Here is a 22,701-nt window from a genome sequence, read left to right as displayed (position 1 = left end):
CTTTTGTCTTTCTACACGTCACTCATGCGACAATGGGTTTGTAAAACTTGTTTCCTCAAACCGGCGGCGGTTCTCATTGCGGCGGCGCTCTTCCTGATACTTGCGCATCTTCTCAGCCGCTTCTTCGGAAACATAAAGGATATCCTGTGCCCGCAGCCATTCCGGCGTGCCTTCATCGAAGGCTTGCATCGCCCGTTGGGCATGCATCACGGCCTGCATGGGCGCACCAGCGGAATAGAAGCGTTCTGCCGTGGCAAGGCTGGCTTCCGCTTCGCGCCCAACCCAGGCGTATGCTTTGGCAAGGTTGAACCAAGCGAAGCTGTTGCCGCGGTCCTGCCGCGTGGCGTCCTCGAGGATAGGGATGGCTTCAGCCATAAGCTTGTCGTCTTCCGTCGAGACCATGGCCTGACCAAGGGCCGTTGCAATTAGCGGCTCTTTGGGGGCGAGCTGCACAGCCTTGCGGAAGACAGGCAGGCTTTCCTGCACGCGGCCATTCTCAAAAAGGATCTGGCCCTTGATTTCATGGAAATAGGCGTTATCGGGCTCCATCTGGATGAGTGCGTCGGTCTCTGCAAGCGCGAGGTCCCACTCAAGCGCCTTGTGGTACGCATAGACGCGTGCATAGCGTGCTGAAGCACTTTTATCAGAGAGCGGATAGTCCCGAAGCGTGCGACGCGGCTCAAACAGATAACCCGCAAGCTTTGCCTTGAGGCGCGTAAACTGCTCGTTCAGGTCCTCATTGGGGCCTTTGCCGGCATAAGGACTTGTCTCGACAGCTTCCTGCAACTGCATGATACGTGTGCGGTTGAGGGGGTGAGACCGTACATAAGGGTCCTGACGAATCTGCGCGAAAATCTCTTGATCACGGAGCTTTTCAAAGAACGCAATCATGCCTTCCCCTGGTACGCCGGCCTCTTCAAGGTAGCGTGCGCCAGCAAGGTCAGCTTCGCTTTCCTGACCGCGGCTATAGGCAAGATATTGTCCTTGCGCCATCGACTGGCCTGCCATGAAGATGCCCATGCCTGCGTCACCACCACCAGCGAGGATAGCCGCAGCGCCAAGCACCATAGAGAGGATAGAGGTTGTGCCTGCAATGCTGGCTGCGTCGGCGCGGCGCACCCTGTGCCCACATGCGATGTGACAGGTTTCGTGTGCCATAACACCAAGGAATTCATTCACATCATCTGCCGCGAGTATCAGTCCTGAGTGAATGAAGATATTCTGGCCTCCGGCCACGAAGGCGTTAATCGAATTATCGTGGATAAGATAAAGGTGCACGGACTTGGGATTCAGTCCTGCCGCAAGAAACAGCGGATCCGACGCTTTATGGAGAAAAGCTTCGGTCTCCGCATCGCGGAGGATCGACTGCGCCCGCGCGGCCGAGAATGGCAGCACAAGGAGCAAAAGCACGCTAAGTACGGCATGTTTGAATGTGACGCGCAAAATATCCCTCCAACTTTCGTCTGAACGCTAGGGCGCGTGGGCTTAATCGTCAATGAACAATGATTGACAAGCCCGTGAAATCATTGCGGCAATCTAAAAACAAAAGGCGGCGAAGCTGTGGCCTCGCCGCCTTTTGGTGTCTATTTCTCAGCTATTAGCCGAAGGTACGTTGCCACCAGCCTTTACGCTTTGGCGAGTCGTCACCCTCTGCGTCTGCTTCAGATACATCGCCGGAACCGGCCGCAACTTTGATCGACTGCACAGGCTTGTCAGCTGGTGCAGGCTTCTCAGCCGCTGGTTTCTTGCGCGCTGCAGGCTTTGCTGCCGCTTCGGCTTTGGCCGGGGCTTCCGCTTTTTCCGTTGCGGGCTTTTCGACCGCAGGCGCTTCAGCAGCAGGTGCCTCAGCTTTTGGCTCTTCCGCCTTTTTGGTGCGGCGACGCGGTGCAGCTTTTTTCGGCTTTTCTTCCACCGCAGTTTCAGCAGCGTCTGCTACTGGTGCGGCGTCAGCTTTTGGCTCAGCCTTTTTGCGCGTGCGGCGCTTCGGCTTTTCCTCAGCTTCGGGTGCCGGGGCTTCAACCTTGGCTTCTGCAGGTTCACTCACCGCTTCAGCGGCAGCCTTGCGGCGCGGTGCACGGCGGCGTGGCTTCGGCGCTTCTTCAGCTTCAGCCTCTGGTTCTGCCACGGCTTCCGCGACCGGCGCTGCGGCTTCAGCAGTTGCCTCAGGCGCTGCGGCTTCGTCATCCGCCTTCTTTACAACGCGGCGACGGCGACGGGCAGGCTTCTTCTCTTCACTTGCCTCGGCTTGAGCGGCAACGGGAGCTTCAGAAGCGTCGGCTTCAGCAGCTTCTTCGCCCGCAGCGGCAGCTTCAGCCTGGCTTTCGCCTTCCGGCTTCTGTGCTTCGTTGCGTTCACGGCGCCGGCGGCCTCCACGGCTGCCGCGGCGGCGGCGCGGGCGGTCCTCGCGCGCTTCACCATCGGTTTCACTGTCAGCTTTCGCCGTTTCTTCTCTGGCTTCGCCAGCTTCCTCATCGCCCTCAGCATCAGCGTGTGCCTGCTGCTGAGGTGCGCCATTCTCGGCCCCATCTTCACCACGACGACGACGACGACGACGGCGACGCTTGCGGCGCGGTTTGTCGTCTTCCGACACAACTTTCTCTTCACGAGCAGCAGTCTCGGCAGGCTCAGGCGCTGCAGGGATCATCGCTGCGATGCTGGCTGCGCTATCCGGCTTGACAGCGGCGCTCTCGGTGCTGCCTTCCGGCTTGCCGCCTGCCACCATCGCTTCGCGGGTGATCTCAACTTCAGCAGGGGCCATACTGACCGACGAGAGGACTTCAATGACAAAGTCATAGGTCGTCTCGAGGTCTGAAAGCATCGCGCGCTTCTTGTTCAGAAGATAAATGGCTACGTCCGGGCTCGCGGTCACGCGAACGATGGAGCTGCGGCCACGAATGCCTTCTTCTTCAAGCTGGCGCAGCACCATGAGCGACGCGCTTTCGACCGAGCGTACAACACCCATGCCGGAACATGCCGAACAGGTTTCCATGCTGGCTTCAAGAAGGTTAGGACGCAGACGTTGGCGCGACATTTCCATGAGGCCGAAAGAAGAGATACGGCCAACCTGGATGCGTGCACGGTCGTTCTTGAGCACATCTTTCATGCGGCGTTCCACCGCACGGTTGTTGTTGCGCTCTTCCATGTCGATGAAATCGATGACCACAAGGCCGGCCATGTCGCGCAGGCGAAGCTGGCGCGCTACTTCTTCAGCGGCTTCCATGTTGGTCTTGAGGGCGGTTTCCTCGATATTGTGTTCGCGGGTCGCACGGCCCGAGTTCACGTCGATCGAGATCAACGCTTCGGTCGGGTTGATGACAATATAACCGCCGGACTTGAGCTGCACCACGGGCTGGTACATGGCTTCAAGGTGGCTTTCCACCTGATACCGGTGGAAGAGCGGAATGCGGTCTTTATAGTGTTGAACTTTCTTGGCGTGGCTCGGCATCAGGAGCTTCATGAAGTCCTTCGCTGCGCGGTAGCCCGCTTCACCTTCGACGAGGATTTCATCCACATCGCGGGTGTAAAGGTCACGGATCGTGCGCTTGATCAGGTTGCCTTCCTCGTAAACGAGGGCAGGGGCAACGCTTTGCAGCGTCAGTTCACGGATGCCGTTCCACAGACGCAGCAGATATTCATAATCGCGTTTGACCTCGGTCTTGGTGCGCTTCATGCCCGCTGTGCGGACGATGAGGCCCATTTCCTCTGGAACCTCGAGGTCGGAAATCATTTTCTTCAGGCGTTTGCGGTCGGCGGCGGAAGAAATCTTACGGCTGATACCACCAGCGTGGGTGGAGTTCGGCATCAGAACGCAGTAACGGCCAGCAAGCGACAGGTAAGTGGTGAGAGCCGCACCTTTGTTGCCGCGCTCTTCTTTGACCACCTGGACCAGCAGCACCTGACGGCGCTTGATCACTTCCTGAATGTTATATTTGCGCTTCAGCACACGCAGGCTGCGGCGACGTTCGGCAGCGGCTTCAATCTCCGCGTCCTTTTCGTCTTCGTCGCTGTCTTTGACTTCGGGCGCTTCTTCGCCGCCGGCATCAGCCTCGGCAGCCGGGGCATCTTCGTCATGCGGTTCGTCGTCCACGAAGGATTCAACGGCTTGCGTTTCAGCAGCGATCAGTTCTTCGCGGTCTTCAACCGGGATTTGGTAATAGTCAGGGTGGATTTCGCTAAAAGCGAGGAAACCGTGACGGTTTCCGCCGTATTCCACGAAGGCCGCCTGCAGGGAAGGCTCCACGCGAGTTACGCGTGCAAGATAGATATTCCCTTTAAGTTGGCGTCGTGTTGCTGATTCGTAATCGAATTCCTCTACGCGGCTTCCCTTGACAACGGTGACTCGCGTCTCTTCAGAGTGACGCGCGTCGATAAGCATTCTTGTCGACATAAACTACTTCTCCGGAAACCCAGCCGCGCGGGCACGCCCTCATAAAGGGGGGCGCTGGCAAGGTCCAATTTGTATGATGTTACTGTAGTAGGTGTGGAGTAGGCAGTCCCCGGGAAGCCACAGGCAACAAAAGGTGGTCGCTGCGCCCGAAAGAGGGGCAGACCTGTCTTTTGTTTTTTCAATGCGCAAAGCCTTTTGGCCATTGCCGGTTCTTGTCCTTGTTTGGCTTTGGGTCCGATGGCGAACAGATGCAAAATGCAAGCCCGCGAGAGCGTCCCTTCAAAGCCAGACCCGCCGCGCGCATGCGGCCGGTCGATAAACTCGCATCGGTAAAATAGTGAACTCCGCCCCCCATTACAATCTAAATTGTGCATTGGCGGCGTGAACTTGCGCAATTTGCCATCATTCTTCCGCAAACTCTTGGCAATTTTGCGCAAACTTCCTCTTTCACTTGAGGGATTAAGGCGTTGTTCATAGTATGGGGCCCAAACTTTTGCCGAAAAGAAGCATTTGTCGGGGAAATTTAGTGCTGCGTTTGCTGAATGTGCTGGTCTTCATAGGTGTGCTGTTTCTTGGCGCAACCGCACCATCTTCTGCCAAGGACATCACCATTGATGGTGTGCGTTTTGGTCAGAACGGTGAGACAACACGCTTTGTGCTCGATGTCTCAACTGAAGCAAAGCCGTCTATTTTCCTGCTTGCGGACCCTTACCGTGTTGTCATCGATCTGCCTGAAGCTAACTGGAAGACAGCGGACACCGTTGATACCTCCGGCATTGTGGAAGGCTACCGCCACGGCCTGTTTTCGCCGGGTGTGTACCGGATCGTGCTTGACCTGAAAGGCCCCGCGACGGTCGCCAACTCATTCACCTTGCCGCCAAATGGCCAGTATAGTCACCGCTTGGTGCTCGATATCGAGCCTACGTCGCGGGACACATTCCTTGCTGGTGTCCAAAGCAGTAAAAGTGAGCGGCCGACCGTTGAAACAGCGTCGGTGCCGGATGTTACGGCACCGCGCAAACGTATTGCAGGCAAGCGTATCGTGGTGATTGATCCGGGGCATGGTGGTCCAGACCCGGGGAACCTCGGCGTGATTGGCGTGCATGAAAAAATCGTGGTGCTGGAGATTGCCCGTGCGATCCGTGACGAGCTCAATAAAACCGGGCGCTATGAAGTTCATATGACCCGTGACCGCGATATCTTCCACCCGGTGCGGGAACGGTTCCGCATTGCACGGCGCCTTCACGCAGACCTTTTCATCAGTGTGCACGCTGATTCCATCAAAAACTCCAACGTCAGCGGTGCCAGCGTTTATAACCTGTCTGAAACTGCATCGGACCGGGAAGCAGCTCGGCTGGCTGCGCGCGAGAACAAGTCGGATGTGATTGCTGGTGTGAACCTCGATACTGCCGATGATGATGTCTCAAGCATCCTCATTGAACTTGCACAGCGCGAGACGATGAATTTCTCGGCGCAATACGCCAATATTCTGGTGCAGGAACTGGGCAGGGACGTGCCGCTTTTGCAGCGCACACACCGGTTTGCGAATCTCGGCGTACTCAAGGCTCCTGACGTGCCGTCCGTGCTTCTCGAAGCGGGCTATCTGACCAACAAGAAAAACGCCAATTTCATCAACAGTAGTGATGGGCGAAAGAAGATTGCGCAGGCCGTTCGCCGCGCCACAGACCGCTATTTCCAGCAGATGGTCGCGCTAGGGCGGTAATCCGCGTTTGAAAGCCGGAATAAACCCTGAGAAAATTTAGCAAAAATCGCGTTGAGAGTTGCACTCTTGATTGCGCAGAGGGCATCATGCTGCCATAAGAGCTTACTTAGCGCCGGGGTGCCTTAAGCGGGCCATATTCTCGGCATACTCTGGACCGTGGTGTCAAACAGGGTTGAGACCAACGAGGCCATGACAAAAGAATCTGAAAATACATCTGAAGCGACGCCTGAGAAAAAGGCGAAGAAATCTCTCTGGTGGCGGCTGTTTAAATATAGCCTGATCCTTGGAGTTGTTGGCGTTATTGCCGCTGGTGGCGCTGTCCTGTGGGCGATCGTCTATTATGGCCGCGACCTGCCGGACTATCGGCAGCTTGCAAATTATGAACCGTCAATCGTCACGCGTATTCACGCGGGCGATGGGAGCCTTTTGACAGAATTTGCACGCCAGCAACGTCTGTTTGTGCCGGTGAATGCCATCCCTGAAGAGCTGATCGAAGCATTCCTGTCTGCCGAAGATAAAAACTTCTATGAGCATGACGGCCTTGATTACCTTGGCATGGTGCGCGGTAACCTCAGGAACGTTGTGAACCTGCTGACGGACCGCCCGCTTCAAGGTGGCTCCACCATTACACAACAGGTTGCGCGTACGTTCCTGCTAACGCTTGACCAGCGCCTTGACCGTAAAATCAAGGAAATGATCCTGACACTCAGGATTGAACGGGCATTCTCCAAAGACCGGATTCTTGAGCTTTATCTGAACGAGATTTATTTCGGCAACCGTTCCTATGGTGTCGCGGCCGCGGCGCTCAACTATTTCAACAAGTCACTCAATGAGCTGACGACGGCGGAAATGGCCTATCTGGCTGCGCTCCCGAAAGCACCAAACAATTACCACCCGGTACGTCATAAGGACCGTGCCATTGCGCGCCGCAACTGGGTGCTATCCCGCATGCGCGACCTTGGGCATATCACCAAGGCAGATTATACCGCAGCCGTGGCAGAAGACCTCGTGATGCATGAACGTGAAGGTCATGCGCGCTTCGAGGCTGAGCATTTCGCGGAAGAGGTACGCCGTCGTATCGGTAGCATGTATGGCACCAACGCGCTTTACGAGGGTGGCCTTAGTGTGCGCACCTCGCTTGAGCCGCGCCTGCAGGCGATTGCGGAGAGGACGCTTCGTGAAGGCCTTGTGGCTTATGACCGCCGGCACGGCTGGCGCGGTCCCATTGGCCGCACAGTAATCGACGGTGAGTGGGCGGAACGCCTGCGCGCCTTCAAAACACCGCTTGGCTTCCCAAGTTGGGAGCTGGCCGCTGTGCACGAAGTGCGCGAGGATGGTGCGATCATTGGCCTCAAGGATGGTGGCTTCGGTTTTATTCCGTTTGAAGAGATCAAATGGGCAAGGGCATGGCGTCAGGGTGAACATCTTGGCCCAAGTGTCAAAGATACCGCACAGGTGCTATCGGTCGGTGACGTTATCGCTGTCGAGGCAGGGGCCGCGGATGCCACAGTAACGCTCGCAAGTTTCTGGGACGCAAAAGGCAAACCGCTTGGTGCGGTGCAAAGCTACAAGCTGCGTCAGGTGCCTGAAATTGATGGTGGCCTCGTGGCGATGGACCCGCATACGGGCCGTGTACTCGCCATGGTTGGCGGCTTCGATTACGCAGCTAGCCAGTATAACCGTGCGGTGCAGGCCGAACGCCAACCTGGCTCAGCCTTCAAGCCGTTTGTCTATGCCGCCGCGCTTGATAATGGTTTTACGCCCGCGAGTCTTGTGCTTGATGCGCCTTTTGTAATCGATCAGGGTGATGGCCTCGGTAAGTGGAAGCCAAAGAATAGCTCGAACAAGTTCTATGGCCCGAGCACGCTTCGTCTGGGCATAGAGAAATCGCGGAACCTGATGACCGTGCGCCTTGCGCAGCACATCGGTGTGCCGACGATCATGAATTACGCCAACAAGTTTGGCCTTGCTGAAAATATGGAGCCCACGCTCGCGTCATCGCTTGGTGCGGGCGAGGTGACCTTGCTGCAATTAACAGCGGCTTACGGCATGCTGGTGAACGGCGGCAAGGAAATCAAACCCTCGCTCATCGACCGTGTACAGGACCGTCGCGGCAAAACAATATTCCGCCATGACGAGCGTACCTGCATGCCGTGTGAGCTGACGTGGGACCAGAACCAGCGGGAACCGGCACTGCCGGATAACCGCGCACAGGTCCTCGACCCGCTGACCGCCTACCAGATGGTTTCCATGCTGCAGGGCGTGGTGCAAAATGGTACCGGCCAGAAAATCAAATGGCTCGGAAAGCCGCTCGCAGGCAAGACCGGGACGACCAACGACAGCCTGGACGCGTGGTTTATCGGCTTCTCGGCCGACCTTGCCGTAGGGGTGTTCACTGGCTTCGACAAACCGCGTTCGCTCGGTGATGGCGAGGAAGGCTCATCGGTTGCAGTGCCGATCTTCCGCGACTTCATGAAAGAAGCGCTGAAAGACGAGCCGGGAGTACCATTCCGGATGCCGTCCGGCATTCGCCTTGTGCGCGTGAACGCCGACACAGGCCAACCCGCCACATTGGGCGACGAACATGTGGTGCTTGAAGCCTTCAAGCCGGGGACCGAACCAAGGGCAGGGCAGTACGCTGTACTTGACGGGTCGCTCGAAGTCGGTAAAACAAAAAGCACTATTCGGAAAGGCACCGGCGGTATCTACTGATCGCCATATGTGCCCTCAAGTGAAGAAGGAAGTAGTTTATGCGCGCGGAAGCTCAGGCAACCGTCGACCAACTCAAGCAGTCAATGGCACTGCTGAGGAGGCATCTTTGACTGGGATCAGGCTTTACTGAGACTGGAAGAACTGAACGCTCTTGCGGAAGACCCCAACCTCTGGAACGACCCGCAGAACGCCCAGAAACTGATGCGCGAACGCACCAAGCTTCATGACGCCATCAGCGCTGTGCGTGAAATCAGCGACGACCTTGAAGCCACGGTTGAGATTATCGAACTTGCCGAGATGGAAGACGATACGGCCATGGTTGATGAGGCCGAGGCGCAGCTCAAAGCCCTTGCCAAGAACGCCAAGGAAGCCGAGCTGAAGGCGCTGCTCTCCGGCGAGGCGGACGGCAATGACACATATGTGGAAATTCACTCCGGGGCCGGCGGTACTGAAAGCCAAGACTGGGCGTCCATGCTGTTCCGCATGTATATGCGCTGGGCCGAGAAACGCGGCTTCAAGGTTGAAACGGTGCAATATATGCCGGGCGAGGAAGCGGGCATCAAGTCCGCGACACTGCAAATCAAGGGCGAGGATGCATACGGCTGGCTCAAGACTGAATCCGGTGTGCACCGCCTTGTACGCATTTCACCCTACGACAGCAACGCGCGGCGTCACACCAGCTTTGCCTCCGTCTGGGTCTATCCGGTGATTGACGATTCGATTGAGATCGAAATCAACGAGGGTGACCTTAAGGTCGATACCTACCGGGCGTCAGGCGCGGGTGGTCAGCACGTGAACACCACCGATAGTGCGGTTCGTATTACGCACCAGCCTTCGGGCATTGTGGTTCAGTGCCAGGCTGAACGCTCCCAGCACAAAAACCGTGCAGCCGCCATGAGCATGCTCAAGGCACGCCTTTATGAGGCCGAGCTTCGCCGCCGCGAAGAGGAAGCCAATGCGGTGAACGCCAGCAAGACGGAGATCGGCTGGGGTCACCAGATCCGTTCCTACGTCATGCAGCCATATCAGATGGTGAAAGACCTGCGTACCGGTGAGGAAAGTGGCCAGCCCGACAAGGTGCTGGACGGTGACCTCAATGCCTTCATGGCAGCCGCGCTTGCGGCACGTGTGTACGGCGAGACAAAACCGGTCGACGATATTGATTGATGGGGCGCGAGCGCCCATATGAGACAAAACCATTTTGGGGGACCAAGAATGAGCAAAGACAAAGACGACAAGGATAAAAAATCGGGCGCGGGTGAGCAGGTCTCCAAGATCCTCTTTGAAGCGCGGACGATTTTTATCGTTGGCGACATCGATCAGGACATTGCGCGTGACACTTGTGCACGCCTGATGGCGCTGGACCATGTGTCGCAGGACCCAATCACCGTGGTGATCTCGTCACCGGGCGGGCACGTTGAATCTGGCGACATGATCCACGACATGATCAAATTCATCCGTTCGCCAGTTAAAGTGCTCGGCACTGGCTGGGTGGCGAGTGCAGGGGCTCTCATTTATGTAGCTGCCAAGAAAGAGAACCGGTTCGCGACGCCGAACACACGTTTCCTCTTGCACCAACCGTCAGGGGGCATCAGCGGAACGGCGGCAAATATCGATATTCAAGCCATGCAGATTGTTAAAATGCGTGCGCGTCTGAACAAGATTTTTGCTGAAGCAACTGGCCAAACGTTGGACCAGATTGAAAAAGACGTTGACCGCGACTTCTGGCTTAACTGCGAAGACGCGGTTGGCTACGGCATCGTTGGCAAGATCGTGAAAAGTCTCGATGAAGTTAAATAAAATTAGCGTGGCTAATTAAAGGAAAGGGCGCTGAAAGCGCCCTTTTTTGTATCCCGATTTTCGTGACGCTTATTCAGCGGCAGGCTTCTTTGCCACAAAAGACGGTGTCTCGTCCGTCGGTGCAACCGCTGCCGCCACCTTTGCTTCCTTCGGGCTCGAGGTATGGGCAAAACGACCTGTCAGTTTTGCACCAGCTTCGACTGAAAGGCTCTCATGGTAAACGTCACCGTCCACCACAGCGCTTTTCTCAAGCCGCACCGAACGGGCGCGGATTTCGCCGTTCACCTTGCCGCGGATCGTCACGTTGTCTGCAGAGATGGAGCCTTTAACCGCGCCACTTTCTCCCATGACAAGACCACCACAGGTGAGGTCGCCATGAATGGCGCCATCGAGTTGAAGTTCACCAACTGTCCGCACGTTACCCTCAATCTCCACATCCGATCCAATGATGGACGGTGTTGGATTCGCGTTCTGACGCGGGGCGGGGTTACTCGTGGGTGCTGGTTTCTTCATGTCTTCCTTGGATTTCGAGAACATCGTTTGCTGCTTTCAGATAGGGCATCGGGTCACGTACAGAACCGTCGAACCAGACCTCATAATGCAGGTGTGTACCTGTCACACGCCCAGTCTTGCCCATATCGCCAACACGCTGCCCGAGTGTTACTTCATCGTTTTTCTTGACCCGCACCTTGCGCATATGGCCGTAGCGGGTCCGGAAACCGTTGCCATGGTCGATTTCAACCATGTTTCCGTAAGGGCCATACCAACCTGCGTGAACGACCTTGCCGGGCGCTGTGGCATAGATGGCCGTACCAGGCCATCCAGCAAGATCAAGCCCGGGGTGGTTGGCCCAGGTTTTTTTGAGAGGATCGACACGGCGACCAAAACGGCTTGAGAGATAATAATTCTCTGCCGGCTTCCCCACCGGGAAACTATTGAGAGCATTTGTGACCATCTCAAGGCGGATGTGCGAGGAAATCAGATCACCAAACACGGCACCGTCTTCGTCAGCAAACACACCTTCAAATGTCGCATCGGGAACGTAAGGGCCACCTTGCGCCACACCGCTTTCGTCAAGTTTCGCAAGCAGGTCTTCGGTACCAAGTTTGGTCGGGCCGAGGATGGTCTCAATAGACGCAAGCTTCGTCTCTGCTTCGGCTTTGAGCTTCGCGGCAAACTCGCGCTGGCGGCGCTCCATCTCCTGCAACCGGTTCAGAAGACTAATACGGCGGTCAATATTGCTATGGACCGCCGCTTGAGCTTCACCCGCGCCGAAAAGACGCTCGACAAAGGTCGCCTTGCCCGCGTCTGGGTCGATGTTGTGGGATGTTTTCTTGACGCTGTCAGAACCAGCCGCAGCTTCTTCCGATGCTTCTACCGGCTGTGCAGCCTCATCAGGCGCGTCAGCTGGTTCGGAATTCAGGAATTCTTCAAGGAACTTCTGGCGCATCTCTAGCTGCTGCGCGCGGCGCTCTACCTCAAGCTCAAGCGCAGAGAAGTCTTTCGACAGCTCCTGATACTGCGCGCTCATGGTTGAAATGGTGCGGTTCTTGTGGGCGATTGTCTCGTCTTGGGTAAGGTAGGCATAGGAGGTGACAGCACCCCAAATTGCAGCAATTGCAAGCGCGGATGCCATGCCCATTTGGGTATAGCTGCCGATCGTGAGGAAGCGAACGCGCCCTTCACTACGCAAGAACAATTGTCGCTCCGGAAAATACTTTCCGCGGAACGCGTGGAATTTATCCAGCCATGTCAACCCGTTAGACAACTGCTGCCCCAACCTTATGGTTCTGCACACCCTATAACGCGGGCCATTCCTTGGGCCCAACTTATGTATATTTTTATGTTTATTTCGTTAATTTCGCACAACATTCCACTCAACAGTGGTGTTGGTCAAGTGTCTTAGTTGCCTTCAAGCATCTCTGCAAGTGGTTCATAGAAAGAAACCGGCATTCCAGCCTTGCTGCGCGCGGGTTTGTTGAACGGTTTTCTTAGCTGTCCGTTGAAATATTCCCGCACCAGTTCCTGAAACCAGACCTCAGCGTCGCGAGACTGCTTTTTTGCGAGATATTTGAACCACCGCGTGCCTGCGGCGACATGTGCAACTTCTTCTTCGTAGATTGTCTGCAGCACCTCGGCCGAGGCCGAATCCCCGGCGCCGCGGAACTGGTCAACCATCCTTGGCGTCACATCAAGGCCGCGTGCCTCCAGCACCATGGGCACAATCGCCAGCCTTGCCGCTAGATCGGCGCTTGTATCCTGCGCGGATTGCCACAGGCCATCATGGGCGGGAAGATCACCATAGAAACTGTCGACCGCCTTCAAGCGGCTCCCGAGCATCGTAAAATGCCGCGCCTCATCATCACCCACCTGTATCCAGTCGTCGGTGAAACTGCGCGGCATCTGTGCGCCGAAGCGCGCAACGATATCGAACGCAAGGTCTATGGCATTCAGCTCAATATGAGCAACGGCGTGGAGGAGGGCACGGCGGTTTGCGTCTGTCCCGCCCTTGCGCCGTTTCGGCATCGCGCCCGGCAGCAGAAGGACCGGTTGGTCCGGCCGCGCGGGGCGTATGGGGGGCTGTGTGGTGAAGGCGAAGGCAAGCGTGCCTGCGCGCCAAGCTGCGGCAACCTCTCGCGCGAGCTCCGCTTTGGACCGCGCACGCGCGGTCCTTAGCACCGCAACCGCCGCGTCGCCGATATCCTCCCAGCCCCCACTCACTATTTAGAGCGCCTTCACAGCAGCTAGAACCGCTTCAGCGTGGCCTTTTACCTTCACCTTGTTCCAGATCTCACGAATGGTGCCTTCACCATCAATGAGGAATGTGGCGCGTTCGATACCCATGTAAGTGCGGCCATACATGCTCTTCTCAACCCATAAGCCATAGTCCTCGATGGTTTTGCCTTCCTCGTCGGAAGCCAGCTTCACCTTGAGCTCATGTTTGGCGATGAATTTGTCGTGTTTTTTGGCGGTATCCTTGGACATGCCGATGACGACCGCTCCAGCTTCCTCAAATTCACCAGCGAGGGCAGTGAAGTCTTTGGCTTCGGTGGTGCAACCCGGTGTGTCGTCCTTCGGGTAGAAGTACAGAACCACCTTTTTGCCGCGGTAGTCCGAAAGTGTGATCGTCTCACCTGCGTCGCCAGGAAGTGAAAAGTCCGGGGCGCTAGCGCCAACACTGATAGCCATAAAATTCTCCGTCTATTCCTTGTCCGCCAACATTTGAGTGGCGGGAGTTTCGATCAGCTTGCGGTACAGGCTATAGATGCCTGCCTGCAGCTCTTCAAGTCTTGCCTTGAGGCTTTCAAAATCGGCGCTGCCCGTATTGCGGCAAAGCACACCGCGCACGCCTTCTGAAATCTCCTCGTCCTGTATACGGGATGAGCCGTGACACAGACGCAGCACAGACTGCACAATCTGCTCAAAATCGTGCGCTTCATGCATCAAGGTCGCCTGATCAGGCTGAAGCGCGCCAATACTAGCGAGGCGGTCGATACTTACCTCGAGTTCCGGGCTGAAGATATCAGGGCGCTCATGGCCCTCTCGCAGCATCAGATATTGGCAGATGAATTCCATGTCGATCAGTCCGCCGCGTACGTTCTTGATTGCCCAGCGATTTTCTGTTCCGAACTCTTTATCGAGCTTGAGGCGCATATCGTGCACATGAAGCAGCAGTTCATTCTTGTCACGCTCGGCGGTTAGGACGCCGGTGATGGTCTCGCCAAGCGCATCTGCCACCGCATCGGGTGCGATGAGGATGCGCGCGCGGGTGAGGGCCATATGTTCCCACGTCCAGGCGGCTTTGGTGTAATAGTCCGCGAACGTTTTGAGGGTCACAACAAGTGGGCCTTGCTGGCCAGAGGGCCGCAGGCGTGTGTCGACTTCAAACAAGCGCCCCTCAGGCGTCAGCGCCGTAATCGCCGTGATAATGTGTTGACCTAGGCGGGAGAAATACTGGCTCGGGCTCAGTGGTTTTTCACCGTCCGAGACCGCCTCCATATCCGGCACATGATAGAGGAACACGATATCAAGGTCAGAGGTGCTGGTAAGTTCACGCCCGCCGTATTTGCCCATGGCGATCACCGCAATCCCGCCACCGTCGAACCGGCCGTGCCGAATGGCAAACTCATCCTCAGCCGCTTTTGCGAGTGCCTTGAGCGTTACGTCAGCAAGGCATGTCATTGCCTCGCCGCTTTCATCCACGCTGGAAATCGCTTCGAGGATCTGAACACCAAGGCGGAAACGGCCCTCCGCCACGAAACGGCGCACAATATCGAGGATATCCTGATAGTCGCGGGCACTAGAAATCAGCTCATCGAGATAACCCGCCAGCACCTGCTCGCCTTCCATCGGCGCGAAAAAGTCAGGCTCAAGTACGGCGTCCCAAAGCGCCGGCTTTTTGGCGAGTGTATCCGCGAGCGCCGGGGCAAGGCCCATGACACGCGCGAGAAGCCCAAACAGCGACGGTGTTGCCTGCAAGAGCGAGAAAAGCTGCACCCCCGCCGGAAGCTGCGCGATGAATTTATCAAAGCGGGTGAGGGCCGCCGCTGGCTGATGAGTATCCGAGAAGGCCTTCAAAAGGCCGGGCAATATCTGCTCAAGCAGCCCCTTGGCCCGCTCGGTCCTGAGTGCGCGGTAGCGGCCGCGACGCCAGCCCTCAATGATCGCGCAGCAGCCCTCGATATCGTCGAAGCCCAGTTCGCCCAGCTTTTGCGGCATGTCTGCTTCACTGAAGCCTGCGGGTGTTGGAGACGCTTTCTCCTCGGGGAGCAGGGCATCATAATGCCTACTCACCGGCTCGGTATGTTCGCGTAGCGCGGCTTCAAGTGCGGCGCGGTCCGCATAGCCCATGAAGGTTGCGATGCGCGTGATGGCGTCCTCATTCTCGGGGATTGCGTGGGTTTGCGCGTCGTCGACCATTTGAATGCGGTGCTCAAGCGTGCGGAGGAACCGATAACTCCTCAGTAGGTCCTTGTGCGCCTGAGGACTGATAAGCCCCTCCATCACCAATGCGTCGAGCGCCGCCAAGGTTCCGCGCACCCTGAGGCTTGGATGACGCCCGGCATAGAGAAGCTGGTTTACCTGCGCATAAAACTCAATCTCCCGGATGCCACCTTGGCCAAGCTTGACGTCATAGCCTTCAAAGGCGGTACTGGTCTGGCCATAGTGGCGGTTGATCTGATTCTTAATGGCGGCGATATCGCGGAGGGCGACAAAATCCATATTCTTGCGCCATACCCAGCGCGCCATGGTGTCAAGGTAATCCTTACCGGCAGCCCGGTCACCCGCAATAACGCGCGCCTTGATCATGGCCGAGCGTTCCCAGTTCACGGCCATTGAGTGGTAGTAGCTTTCTGCCGCATCCGTTGAGATCGCCACGGGTGTGGCACCGGGGTCAGGCCGCAGGCGCAGGTCGGTGCGGAAAACATATCCGTGCATGGTGCGTTTTTCCATGATCTGCACCAGTTCCTGCGTGAGGCGAATGAAACACTGGTTTGGCATCTTGTCGCCGGTGTAACGGACCTTCGCAGGGTCATAGAGGGCGATAAGGTCGATGTCGGACGAATAATTCAGCTCATGCGCACCCAGTTTGCCCATGCCGAGAATGAAATAGCCGCATTTACGGCCGAGCTTGAGGGTGACAGGCTCTTCCTCGTCCGATGGCCAGTCCAGATCACCCTTGAGCATGCGGCTGTGCAAAAGGTGCGCGAGGGCAAGTTCGGTCGCAATATCGGCAAAGTGGCTGAGGGCCCCGGTGACCTCCTCGAGATTCCACGTGCCAGATACGTCTGCAGCTGCCGCAATGAGTGAGAGGTTGGCCTTCTGTTCGCGCAGGAAGGCCATCAGGTCAGGCGTTGTTTCGCGTGCAGGTCTTGGCTCATTAAAGCTTTGAACCATCAAGGAAAAAAGATCATCTGGCCTTCGTGTCAGGGCCGCAATAGCATCGGCGGGCCGACGTTTGGCGATGGCGGCCAGAAAAGGGCTGTTACCAAACAGGGCATCCGCAAGCGCGCGATTGAGTTCCGGCGCGTCATCGCTTTTTTTTGAACGCTCGTGAGATTCGCACAGGATTGCCCAAATTTCGTCGGCTTTTTCAGTATCATGAGGGAGCGGATATTGAAGTTTTTCGACCATAAGAAAATCGGCAAGCCCTAAATTTACGTTGCGAGATACCGGGAGTGTTCATACCTTGCCGTATCAAATCAAGTGTCTTTAAGTAGTGCAGGCAAGGCCATTGAAGCGTACTGTCGGAATAGTCATGAGGTCGGGCATCTGGATCGCGACCGCTGCGGTCCTTCTGGCTTCATTTCTTTTTGTGCGCCTGATGGTGGCGCCGCTTGATCTTGGCTTTGCCCGAAACCTTGTAACCGATCAAGCGAACGCGCTCTTGCCCGGCTGGCGTGTCAGCTTTGAGGAAGCCCAGGTTGGCTGGGATTGGCGGCGTGTAAGACCTTGGGTTTCCCTCAGTGATATCCGCTTTGTCGACCGGCGTGACCGCCTGACTGCTTTCGTGCCAGAAGCCCGTGTCAGCCTCACCGTCACACGTTTTTTCACGAATGTCGCCATCTCCGAGGTCGAGATTGACCGCGCGCGCGTGCATGTAACCAATCTTGGTGGTTTCAGTGACGCATCGGATGACGGTGGTGTTGGGAGCCTTTTTAATACAAGTGGTACGCCAACGCCTGAAGTGCTACGGCCCGTTGCAGAGGCTTTCAGCCGATTTGGGGCGCGGCTCTTGCGCACGGCACCTGCGCTCAGGAATGTTACCTTCTCAGGCCTTTCAGCCCGTATTGAACGGGGCGAGGGGATTGACCACGCACAAATCTCATTACCGCGGCTTAGCCTCAATCGGCTCGACAATGTTATAAGTCTTGATGCGCTTCTTGATGCGCGCCTTGGCGACGTACCGACACAAGTACGGCTGCAGGGCAGGGCGGAACCGCTTATTGGCGACCTTGCACTATCCCTCGGGTTTTCGGAGGTCCGGCCTTCGGTCCTTGCCAAGCTTGCCTCACTTCCTGAAGCCGTCAGCTATTTTAATGTACCGCTTGCCCTTGATCTCGACCTTGACCTCTCTGCCGATGTGGGGCTTGAGCGTGCGAACTTCTCCGCGACACTTGGCGAAGGCACGATTAGTGACCCAGTCAGTTTCCCGTTCGACAGCAAGGTTAAATACGGCCAGGTGAATGGGCGTTATGAGGCAGGCGAAGACACGCTGGTGCTGGAAGAATTTGAAGTCGCGACCGAAAAACCTGTCGTCCGCGGTGAGGGTCTTATCTATTGGGTGCGGGACAGTGACGAGCCTGCCGTTCAACTGACTGCACGTGTCGATAGCGCTGAAATTGGTGAAGTCCTCAAATACTGGCCGATCAAGGTAAATCCAGACGGCACGCCGCGCGGTGCACGCGCATGGATTGATGACCATATCACGAGGGGTACCATCTCAAACGCAAGCTTCGAGGTCGACTGGACACCAGAGCACGGTGGCGGATTTGAAGACGGCAGTGCCTATAGGCTGACCTTTAGCTATTCAGACCTCGATACCTATTACCTGCTGTCGATGCCGCCCATCGTCGGGGCATCGGGGCGCGGCAGCCTTGTGCGCGATGTCTTTGAACTGAGCATTGATGACGGCCATATTGGCGCCATGCCTGTTGCGGGCTCTTCGGCGCGCATGACCAATATTGACGTGCGTGACGGTGCCATAGGCAACTTTGATGTGCGCCTGAGCGGCAGCGTTGACGAGATCATGGAGCTTATCACCCATGAGCCCCTGCGCGTGCCGCAGAAGCTTGGCTTTGATGTCGCGCGTGTCGGTGGGGACGCGCATGTGCGCACGGTGCTGACCGTGCCGCTCGTGAAAGATGTCGCGGCAGACGAGGTGCACTATGACGTGACAGCCAATATCGTAAACACAAGCGTGAACGACCTGTTGGGCGGCGAGGGGCTGCGCCGCGGTGATGTGACCCTGCGCGTGGACCCTGACAGTGTGTCGGCGGAAGGTACCGGCGCACTGAACAATGTGCCACTTAATCTCTACTGGCGCGAGGACCTCAAGGCGGGCCGCGAGGACGCGAACGCCGACACCACTGAGATCGTGATGTCTGGCATGATGGACGAGAAGGACATGGCCGCCATGGGTGTGGACGTGTCTGACTATCTGCACGGCAAAACGTTGGCTGAAGCCAGCTTCATTGGCCGCAACTTCGCCTTCAAGCGCGGGTACTTCACGGCTGACGCCTCGATGGCCGAGCTGAAGGAAACCCGCCTGGCTTGGGCGAAACCTGTTGCAGTGCCCGCGACCGTTACTGGCACGATTTTCTTTGAAGACGCACAAACACGCATCAGCCCGCTTGTGGTTGTGGGCGAGGATATCAATGTCCGTGCGGACCTAAGTTTCAAGGGCGAGACACTTTATGGCCAGTTTGACGTCGGCAGCCTTGGTGGCAATCAATTCCGCGCTGTTGCTGACCAGAAAGCTGACGGCAGCCTTGCGCTCAAGATCGAGGGGGAACGTTTCAACCTTGGCCCTATTCTGGAGGCGGAGCAGGAAGGCGAGGCTGTTGGCGTGGCCGAAGGTCTGGACAGGCTGAGCCTTGATGTTGATGTTGGAACCCTGGTGATCCTGAACGGAGAAGAGCTTGATAATCTCAAGCTCAACGGCAGCTTCGTGGGCGGGGCGCCTGAGCGCATGACGGTTAGTGCACTGGTGCACGGCACCACGAAGGAAGTGTCGTTACAGATCAACCCAGCTGCGGATGGTGGGCCGCTGCGTGACCTTAGTATCAGCACACCAGACGGTGGTCATTTCCTGCGCGCACTTGGTCTGTTCTCACACCTTCGGGACGGCGAAACTACCTTGGAGGGCAAAACCTCGGGCTGGGGCAAGGACCTGCACATCGAAGGCCGCATGAAGATCAAAAACGCCTTCATGGTCTCAAAAAGCAAGCTCGGCCCTGCGGTGACAGAAGGGGTGATTGAAGGACTGAACAACTACCTGAAGGATGATGCGGTGCAGTTGGACACGGTCGATATGCCGTTCGACTATTCAGAAGGTTTGCTGGATATCACATCGATGAAAGCCAATGGGCCCTCCCTTGGCATGACCATGGAAGGCCAGATTTCCGCACGGTCCGAAAAGATCAACATGAACGGGGTGTTTGTCCCTGCCTATGGCATCAACGCGCTGCTCGGTAAAATTCCGCTTCTCGGCAGCATCCTCACGGGCGGTGAAGGCAAGGGCGTATTTGGCGTCACCTACCGGGTTAAGGGCCCAACGGCGAATCCTGAATTCTCAGTCAATCCGCTCTCCGGCATTGCGCCGGGTTTCTTGCGGCTGCTGTTTGAAGGCCGCAAGGGCAACCTTGATGATGTTGTGCTGCCGGAGGAAGAAAAACCTGCGGATGCGCCAACAACCCCTGACGGTGAGACGGGTGAGGGCGAGACGCCAGAAACAGAAAACCCCGAGCCCACAGAGCCCGAGGTTCCCAAGTTCTGATTTCGGCTTGAGGCGTTAGCCTGCTTTCACCAGCGCATGCCGTTTCTTACCTGCGGACAGTTTGATCTGGCCGTCCAGCAGCATGGCAGCTGTGACTGTCATCTCTTCGCCGTCTACCTTTTCGTCGTTCAGCTTGGCACCGCCCTGTTTGATCAGGCGGCGCACTTCACCTTTTGAAGCACCTAGGCCCGCATCAACAAACAGGTCAACAATGTTGATGCCAGCCTCAAGGGTGGCGGATGCAATCGTCACCGTTGGAAGGTCAGCGCCAGCGCCGCCTTTCTCGAAAGTTTCCTTGGCCGTCGCTTCTGCAGCCTTCGCGGCGTCCAGGCCACGCACAAGGGCAGTCACTTCGTTCGCGAGGATGATTTTCGCTTCGTTGATCTCTGCACCCTCAAGCTTCTCGAGGCGGCGGACTTCATCCATGGGCAGTTCGGTGAACAAGCGCAGGAACTTGCCAACATCGGCGTCCTGCGTGTTGCGCCAGAACTGCCAGAAGTCATAGGCGGGCAGGTGGTCTTCATTGAGCCAAATGGCGCCCGAGGCGGTCTTGCCCATTTTCTTGCCGTCAGCAGTGGTGATCAGCGGCGTCGTGACACCAAACAGCTGCTGGCTGTTCACACGGCGTGCAAGCTCGATCCCATTGACGATATTGCCCCACTGGTCCGAGCCGCCAAGCTGCAGCACGCAGCCATAGCGTTTGCCAAGCTCCATGAAGTCGTAGGCTTGCAGGATCATGTAGTTGAACTCGAGGAAGGTGAGCGGCTGTTCACGGTCAAGGCGCAGCTTCACGCTATCGAATGTCAGCATGCGGTTGATGGTAAAATGGGTGCCGATATCCCGCAGGAACGAGATATACTTGAGGCTGTCCAGCCATTCGCCGTTATTCACCATCATGGCGTCAGACGGGCCGTCACCAAAGGTGAGCATATGATCGAACGGCTTGCGGATGCCAGCCATGTTGTCAGCGATGATCTCATCGGTCATCAGCTGGCGGCTTTCGTCACGGCCCGACGGGTCACCAATCTTGCTGGTGCCGCCACCCATGAGCGCAATCGGCTTGTGGCCGGTTTTCTGCAGCCAGCGCAGCATCATGATCTGCACAAGGCTTCCCACATGGAGGGAGCGCGCCGTGCAGTCAAAGCCGATATAGGCAGCGATCGGGCCTTCATACATCTTGGCGTCCAGTGCTTCGAGGTCTGTCGCCTGATGGATAAACTCACGTTCGGTGAGGATTTGAAGGAATTCCGATTTTAGCCCTGTCATTTGATTTTGGTCCAGTTGATGACGGACACAATTTATTGCGTCCGGGTTACAGAAATTCATTTAAGAGCGGGCTGATGTAGCATAGGGTGGCCGCAAGGCAAAGCCTATACAGTCTCATACTATAGCGAAACGGGTAATAAATGGCAGTTTTGGGTGAACCGGGTGACGTGAAATGCGCCATCGGGCTGATGAGCGGTACGTCCATGGACGGCGTCGATGCGGCGCTGATTTATACCGACGGTGTGCGGGTCGAAAGGCTCGGGCCGTCACTGACGCTTCCCTACACCCCTGAAATGCGGGAGCAGATCCGCGAAGGCCTCCGCCTCGCTACCTCCTGCACCAACAACACGCCAGTTCCCGAGGCTATCAAACAGCTTGAGCAAGACCTGACCGACTGGCACGGCGACGCGGTTGAGGAACTGCTGACCGTTACCGGCCATAAGCCTGATGAGGTTGATGTCATCGGTTTCCATGGCCAGACGCTCACGCACAGGCCTGACCGGCGCTGGACATGGCAGATCGGTGATGGCGGGCGACTTGCTGGCCGCACCGGCATCAAGGTGGTGAATGATTTCCGCACGGCTGATGTTGCCGCAGGCGGGGAGGGTGCGCCCTTGGTGCCGCTATACCACGCAGCACTGCTCGCACGCTCCCGCCGGCAGGATGTTGTGGCACTTCTCAATATTGGGGGTGTTGCGAACGTTACCTGGGTGTCCTTCAAGAATAACCCGGCTGAGCCCGAGATCATTGCCTTCGACACTGGCCCCGGCAACGCCATGATCGACGACTGGGCCGAAATTCATACTGGTAGCCCGGTGGATACAGACGGCGTGCTGGCATCCCGCGGCCTCAACCATGAAGAAGTGGTGATGGGGCTGATGGCGTCACCATACTTCGATGAACGGCCACCCAAGACGCTGGACCGGGACGATTTTAATATTCAGGCCGTGCGTGGCCTATCCGCCGAGGATGGTGCTGCAACGCTGACAAATTTTGTTGTCGAATCAATCGTTTCCGCACAAAGCCATTTCCCAAGCCCACCTGAAGCCTGGTATATCACCGGTGGTGGCCGCCATAACCCCACGCTGATGCGCCGCCTGCGCCGCCGGATGCCTGTGCTCGTGGACCCCATCGAAGTATTGGGCCTGCGTGGCGACGCCATTGAAGCTGAAGCCTTTGCTTTCCTCGCTGTGCGCTCGGTGCGTGGCCTGCCGCTCAGCCTGCCTGAGACGACCGGCTGCACCGCGCCCACGACCGGCGGGGTGTTACACAAGCCAAGAAAGCGCAAAGCAGGTTGGCGTACCTAACAAAAAA

At 57.0% G+C, this 22,701-nt stretch carries 14 protein-coding genes; 6 read left to right on the top strand and 8 right to left on the bottom strand.

Annotated elements, in window-relative coordinates:
* Positions 1-18 precede the first annotated feature (18 nt).
* Both B150_RS20000 and B150_RS0106680 read right to left on the bottom strand, forming a co-directional pair.
* Complete coding sequence (locus tag B150_RS20000; RefSeq protein WP_020399125.1) at positions 19-1,443, bottom strand: M48 family metalloprotease; 1,425 nt, start codon at positions 1,441-1,443, stop codon at positions 19-21.
* A gap of 154 nt (positions 1,444-1,597) precedes the next feature.
* Positions 1,598-4,387: an Rne/Rng family ribonuclease gene (locus B150_RS0106680; protein WP_026168243.1), complete on the bottom strand. Its 2,790-nt coding sequence runs from the start codon at positions 4,385-4,387 to the stop codon at positions 1,598-1,600.
* A 526-nt stretch (positions 4,388-4,913) separates the two neighbouring features.
* On the opposite strand from B150_RS0106680, the gene B150_RS0106675 reads away from it, so the two are divergent.
* The 4 genes from B150_RS0106675 to B150_RS0106660 all read left to right on the top strand — a co-directional run bounded on the left by B150_RS0106675 (position 4,914) and on the right by B150_RS0106660 (position 10,622).
* A complete protein-coding gene (locus tag B150_RS0106675; RefSeq protein WP_020399123.1) occupies positions 4,914-6,110 on the top strand; it encodes an N-acetylmuramoyl-L-alanine amidase in 1,197 nt (398 codons plus the stop codon).
* 189 nt (positions 6,111-6,299) lie between these two features.
* Positions 6,300-8,822 carry a penicillin-binding protein 1A gene (locus B150_RS0106670; RefSeq protein ID WP_020399122.1) on the top strand — a complete coding sequence of 841 codons (2,523 nt, stop codon included), beginning with the start codon at positions 6,300-6,302 and terminating at the stop codon, positions 8,820-8,822.
* Positions 8,823-8,860: 38 nt separating this feature from the next.
* A protein-coding gene (gene prfB / locus B150_RS0106665) for a peptide chain release factor 2 (RefSeq protein ID WP_155859964.1) occupies positions 8,861-9,989 on the top strand; the annotation gives its coding sequence in 2 pieces (ribosomal slippage) (positions 8,861-8,929 and positions 8,931-9,989; 1,128 coding nt in all).
* 48 nt (positions 9,990-10,037) lie between these two features.
* Positions 10,038-10,622: an ATP-dependent Clp protease proteolytic subunit gene (locus B150_RS0106660; RefSeq protein ID WP_020399120.1), complete on the top strand. Its 585-nt coding sequence runs from the start codon at positions 10,038-10,040 to the stop codon at positions 10,620-10,622.
* Positions 10,623-10,691: 69 nt separating this feature from the next.
* Here B150_RS0106660 and B150_RS22210 read toward each other — a convergent pair whose 3' ends face one another.
* The 5 genes from B150_RS22210 to B150_RS19985 form a co-directional block, all read right to left on the bottom strand.
* Positions 10,692-11,135, bottom strand: a complete 444-nt coding sequence (locus tag B150_RS22210; RefSeq protein WP_020399119.1) for a bactofilin family protein — start codon at positions 11,133-11,135, stop codon at positions 10,692-10,694.
* Positions 11,110-12,420, bottom strand: a complete 1,311-nt coding sequence (locus B150_RS22205) for a M23 family metallopeptidase (RefSeq protein WP_272945016.1) — start codon at positions 12,418-12,420, stop codon at positions 11,110-11,112. Before B150_RS22205 ends, B150_RS22210 begins: the two co-directional genes overlap by 26 nt.
* A 104-nt stretch (positions 12,421-12,524) precedes the next feature.
* Entirely contained in the window at positions 12,525-13,343 is an 819-nt protein-coding gene (locus B150_RS0106645) for a ferritin-like domain-containing protein (protein ID WP_020399117.1), read from the bottom strand.
* A gap of 3 nt (positions 13,344-13,346) precedes the next feature.
* Positions 13,347-13,811, bottom strand: a complete 465-nt coding sequence (bcp, locus tag B150_RS0106640; protein WP_020399116.1) for a thioredoxin-dependent thiol peroxidase — start codon at positions 13,809-13,811, stop codon at positions 13,347-13,349.
* Between the two features lie 12 nt (positions 13,812-13,823).
* Positions 13,824-16,757, bottom strand: coding sequence for a bifunctional [glutamine synthetase] adenylyltransferase/[glutamine synthetase]-adenylyl-L-tyrosine phosphorylase (locus B150_RS19985; protein WP_020399115.1), 2,934 nt, complete (start codon positions 16,755-16,757; stop codon positions 13,824-13,826).
* Between the two features lie 124 nt (positions 16,758-16,881).
* Here B150_RS19985 and B150_RS0106630 point away from each other — a divergent pair, with 124 nt between their 5' ends.
* The gene (locus B150_RS0106630) at positions 16,882-20,121 is read left to right on the top strand and encodes a YhdP family protein (RefSeq protein WP_020399114.1); all 3,240 of its coding nucleotides are present in this window, start codon (positions 16,882-16,884) and stop codon (positions 20,119-20,121) included.
* Between the two features lie 15 nt (positions 20,122-20,136).
* Here B150_RS0106630 and tyrS read toward each other — a convergent pair whose 3' ends face one another.
* A complete protein-coding gene (tyrS, locus tag B150_RS0106625; RefSeq protein ID WP_020399113.1) occupies positions 20,137-21,387 on the bottom strand; it encodes a tyrosine--tRNA ligase in 1,251 nt (416 codons plus the stop codon).
* Between the two features lie 140 nt (positions 21,388-21,527).
* Between tyrS and B150_RS0106620 the strand changes: the two genes are divergently transcribed.
* Entirely contained in the window at positions 21,528-22,694 is a 1,167-nt protein-coding gene (locus B150_RS0106620) for an anhydro-N-acetylmuramic acid kinase (RefSeq protein ID WP_020399112.1), read from the top strand.
* The last annotated feature ends 7 nt before the right edge of the window (positions 22,695-22,701 follow it).

It is taken from the genome of Kordiimonas gwangyangensis DSM 19435 = JCM 12864 (assembly GCF_000375545.1).
Taxonomy (GTDB): domain Bacteria; phylum Pseudomonadota; class Alphaproteobacteria; order Sphingomonadales; family Kordiimonadaceae; genus Kordiimonas; species Kordiimonas gwangyangensis.
This window is presented reverse-complemented; position numbering and strand designations above follow the sequence as displayed.

Excerpts from the sequence above, each read along its gene's own strand:
- B150_RS0106680 (WP_026168243.1), bottom strand. The coding sequence starts at position 4,387 with ATGTCGACAAGAATGCTTATCGACGCGCGTCACTCTGAAGAGACGCGA.
- B150_RS0106670 (WP_020399122.1), top strand. The coding sequence starts at position 6,300 with ATGACAAAAGAATCTGAAAATACATCTGAAGCGACGCCTGAGAAAAAG.
- B150_RS0106660 (WP_020399120.1), top strand. The coding sequence starts at position 10,038 with ATGAGCAAAGACAAAGACGACAAGGATAAAAAATCGGGCGCGGGTGAG.
- B150_RS22210 (WP_020399119.1), bottom strand. The coding sequence starts at position 11,135 with ATGAAGAAACCAGCACCCACGAGTAACCCCGCCCCGCGTCAGAACGCG.
- bcp (WP_020399116.1), bottom strand. The coding sequence starts at position 13,811 with ATGGCTATCAGTGTTGGCGCTAGCGCCCCGGACTTTTCACTTCCTGGC.
- B150_RS19985 (WP_020399115.1), bottom strand. The coding sequence starts at position 16,757 with ATGGTCGAAAAACTTCAATATCCGCTCCCTCATGATACTGAAAAAGCC.
- B150_RS0106630 (WP_020399114.1), top strand. The coding sequence starts at position 16,882 with ATGAGGTCGGGCATCTGGATCGCGACCGCTGCGGTCCTTCTGGCTTCA.
- tyrS (WP_020399113.1), bottom strand. The coding sequence starts at position 21,387 with ATGACAGGGCTAAAATCGGAATTCCTTCAAATCCTCACCGAACGTGAG.
- B150_RS0106620 (WP_020399112.1), top strand. The coding sequence starts at position 21,528 with ATGGCAGTTTTGGGTGAACCGGGTGACGTGAAATGCGCCATCGGGCTG.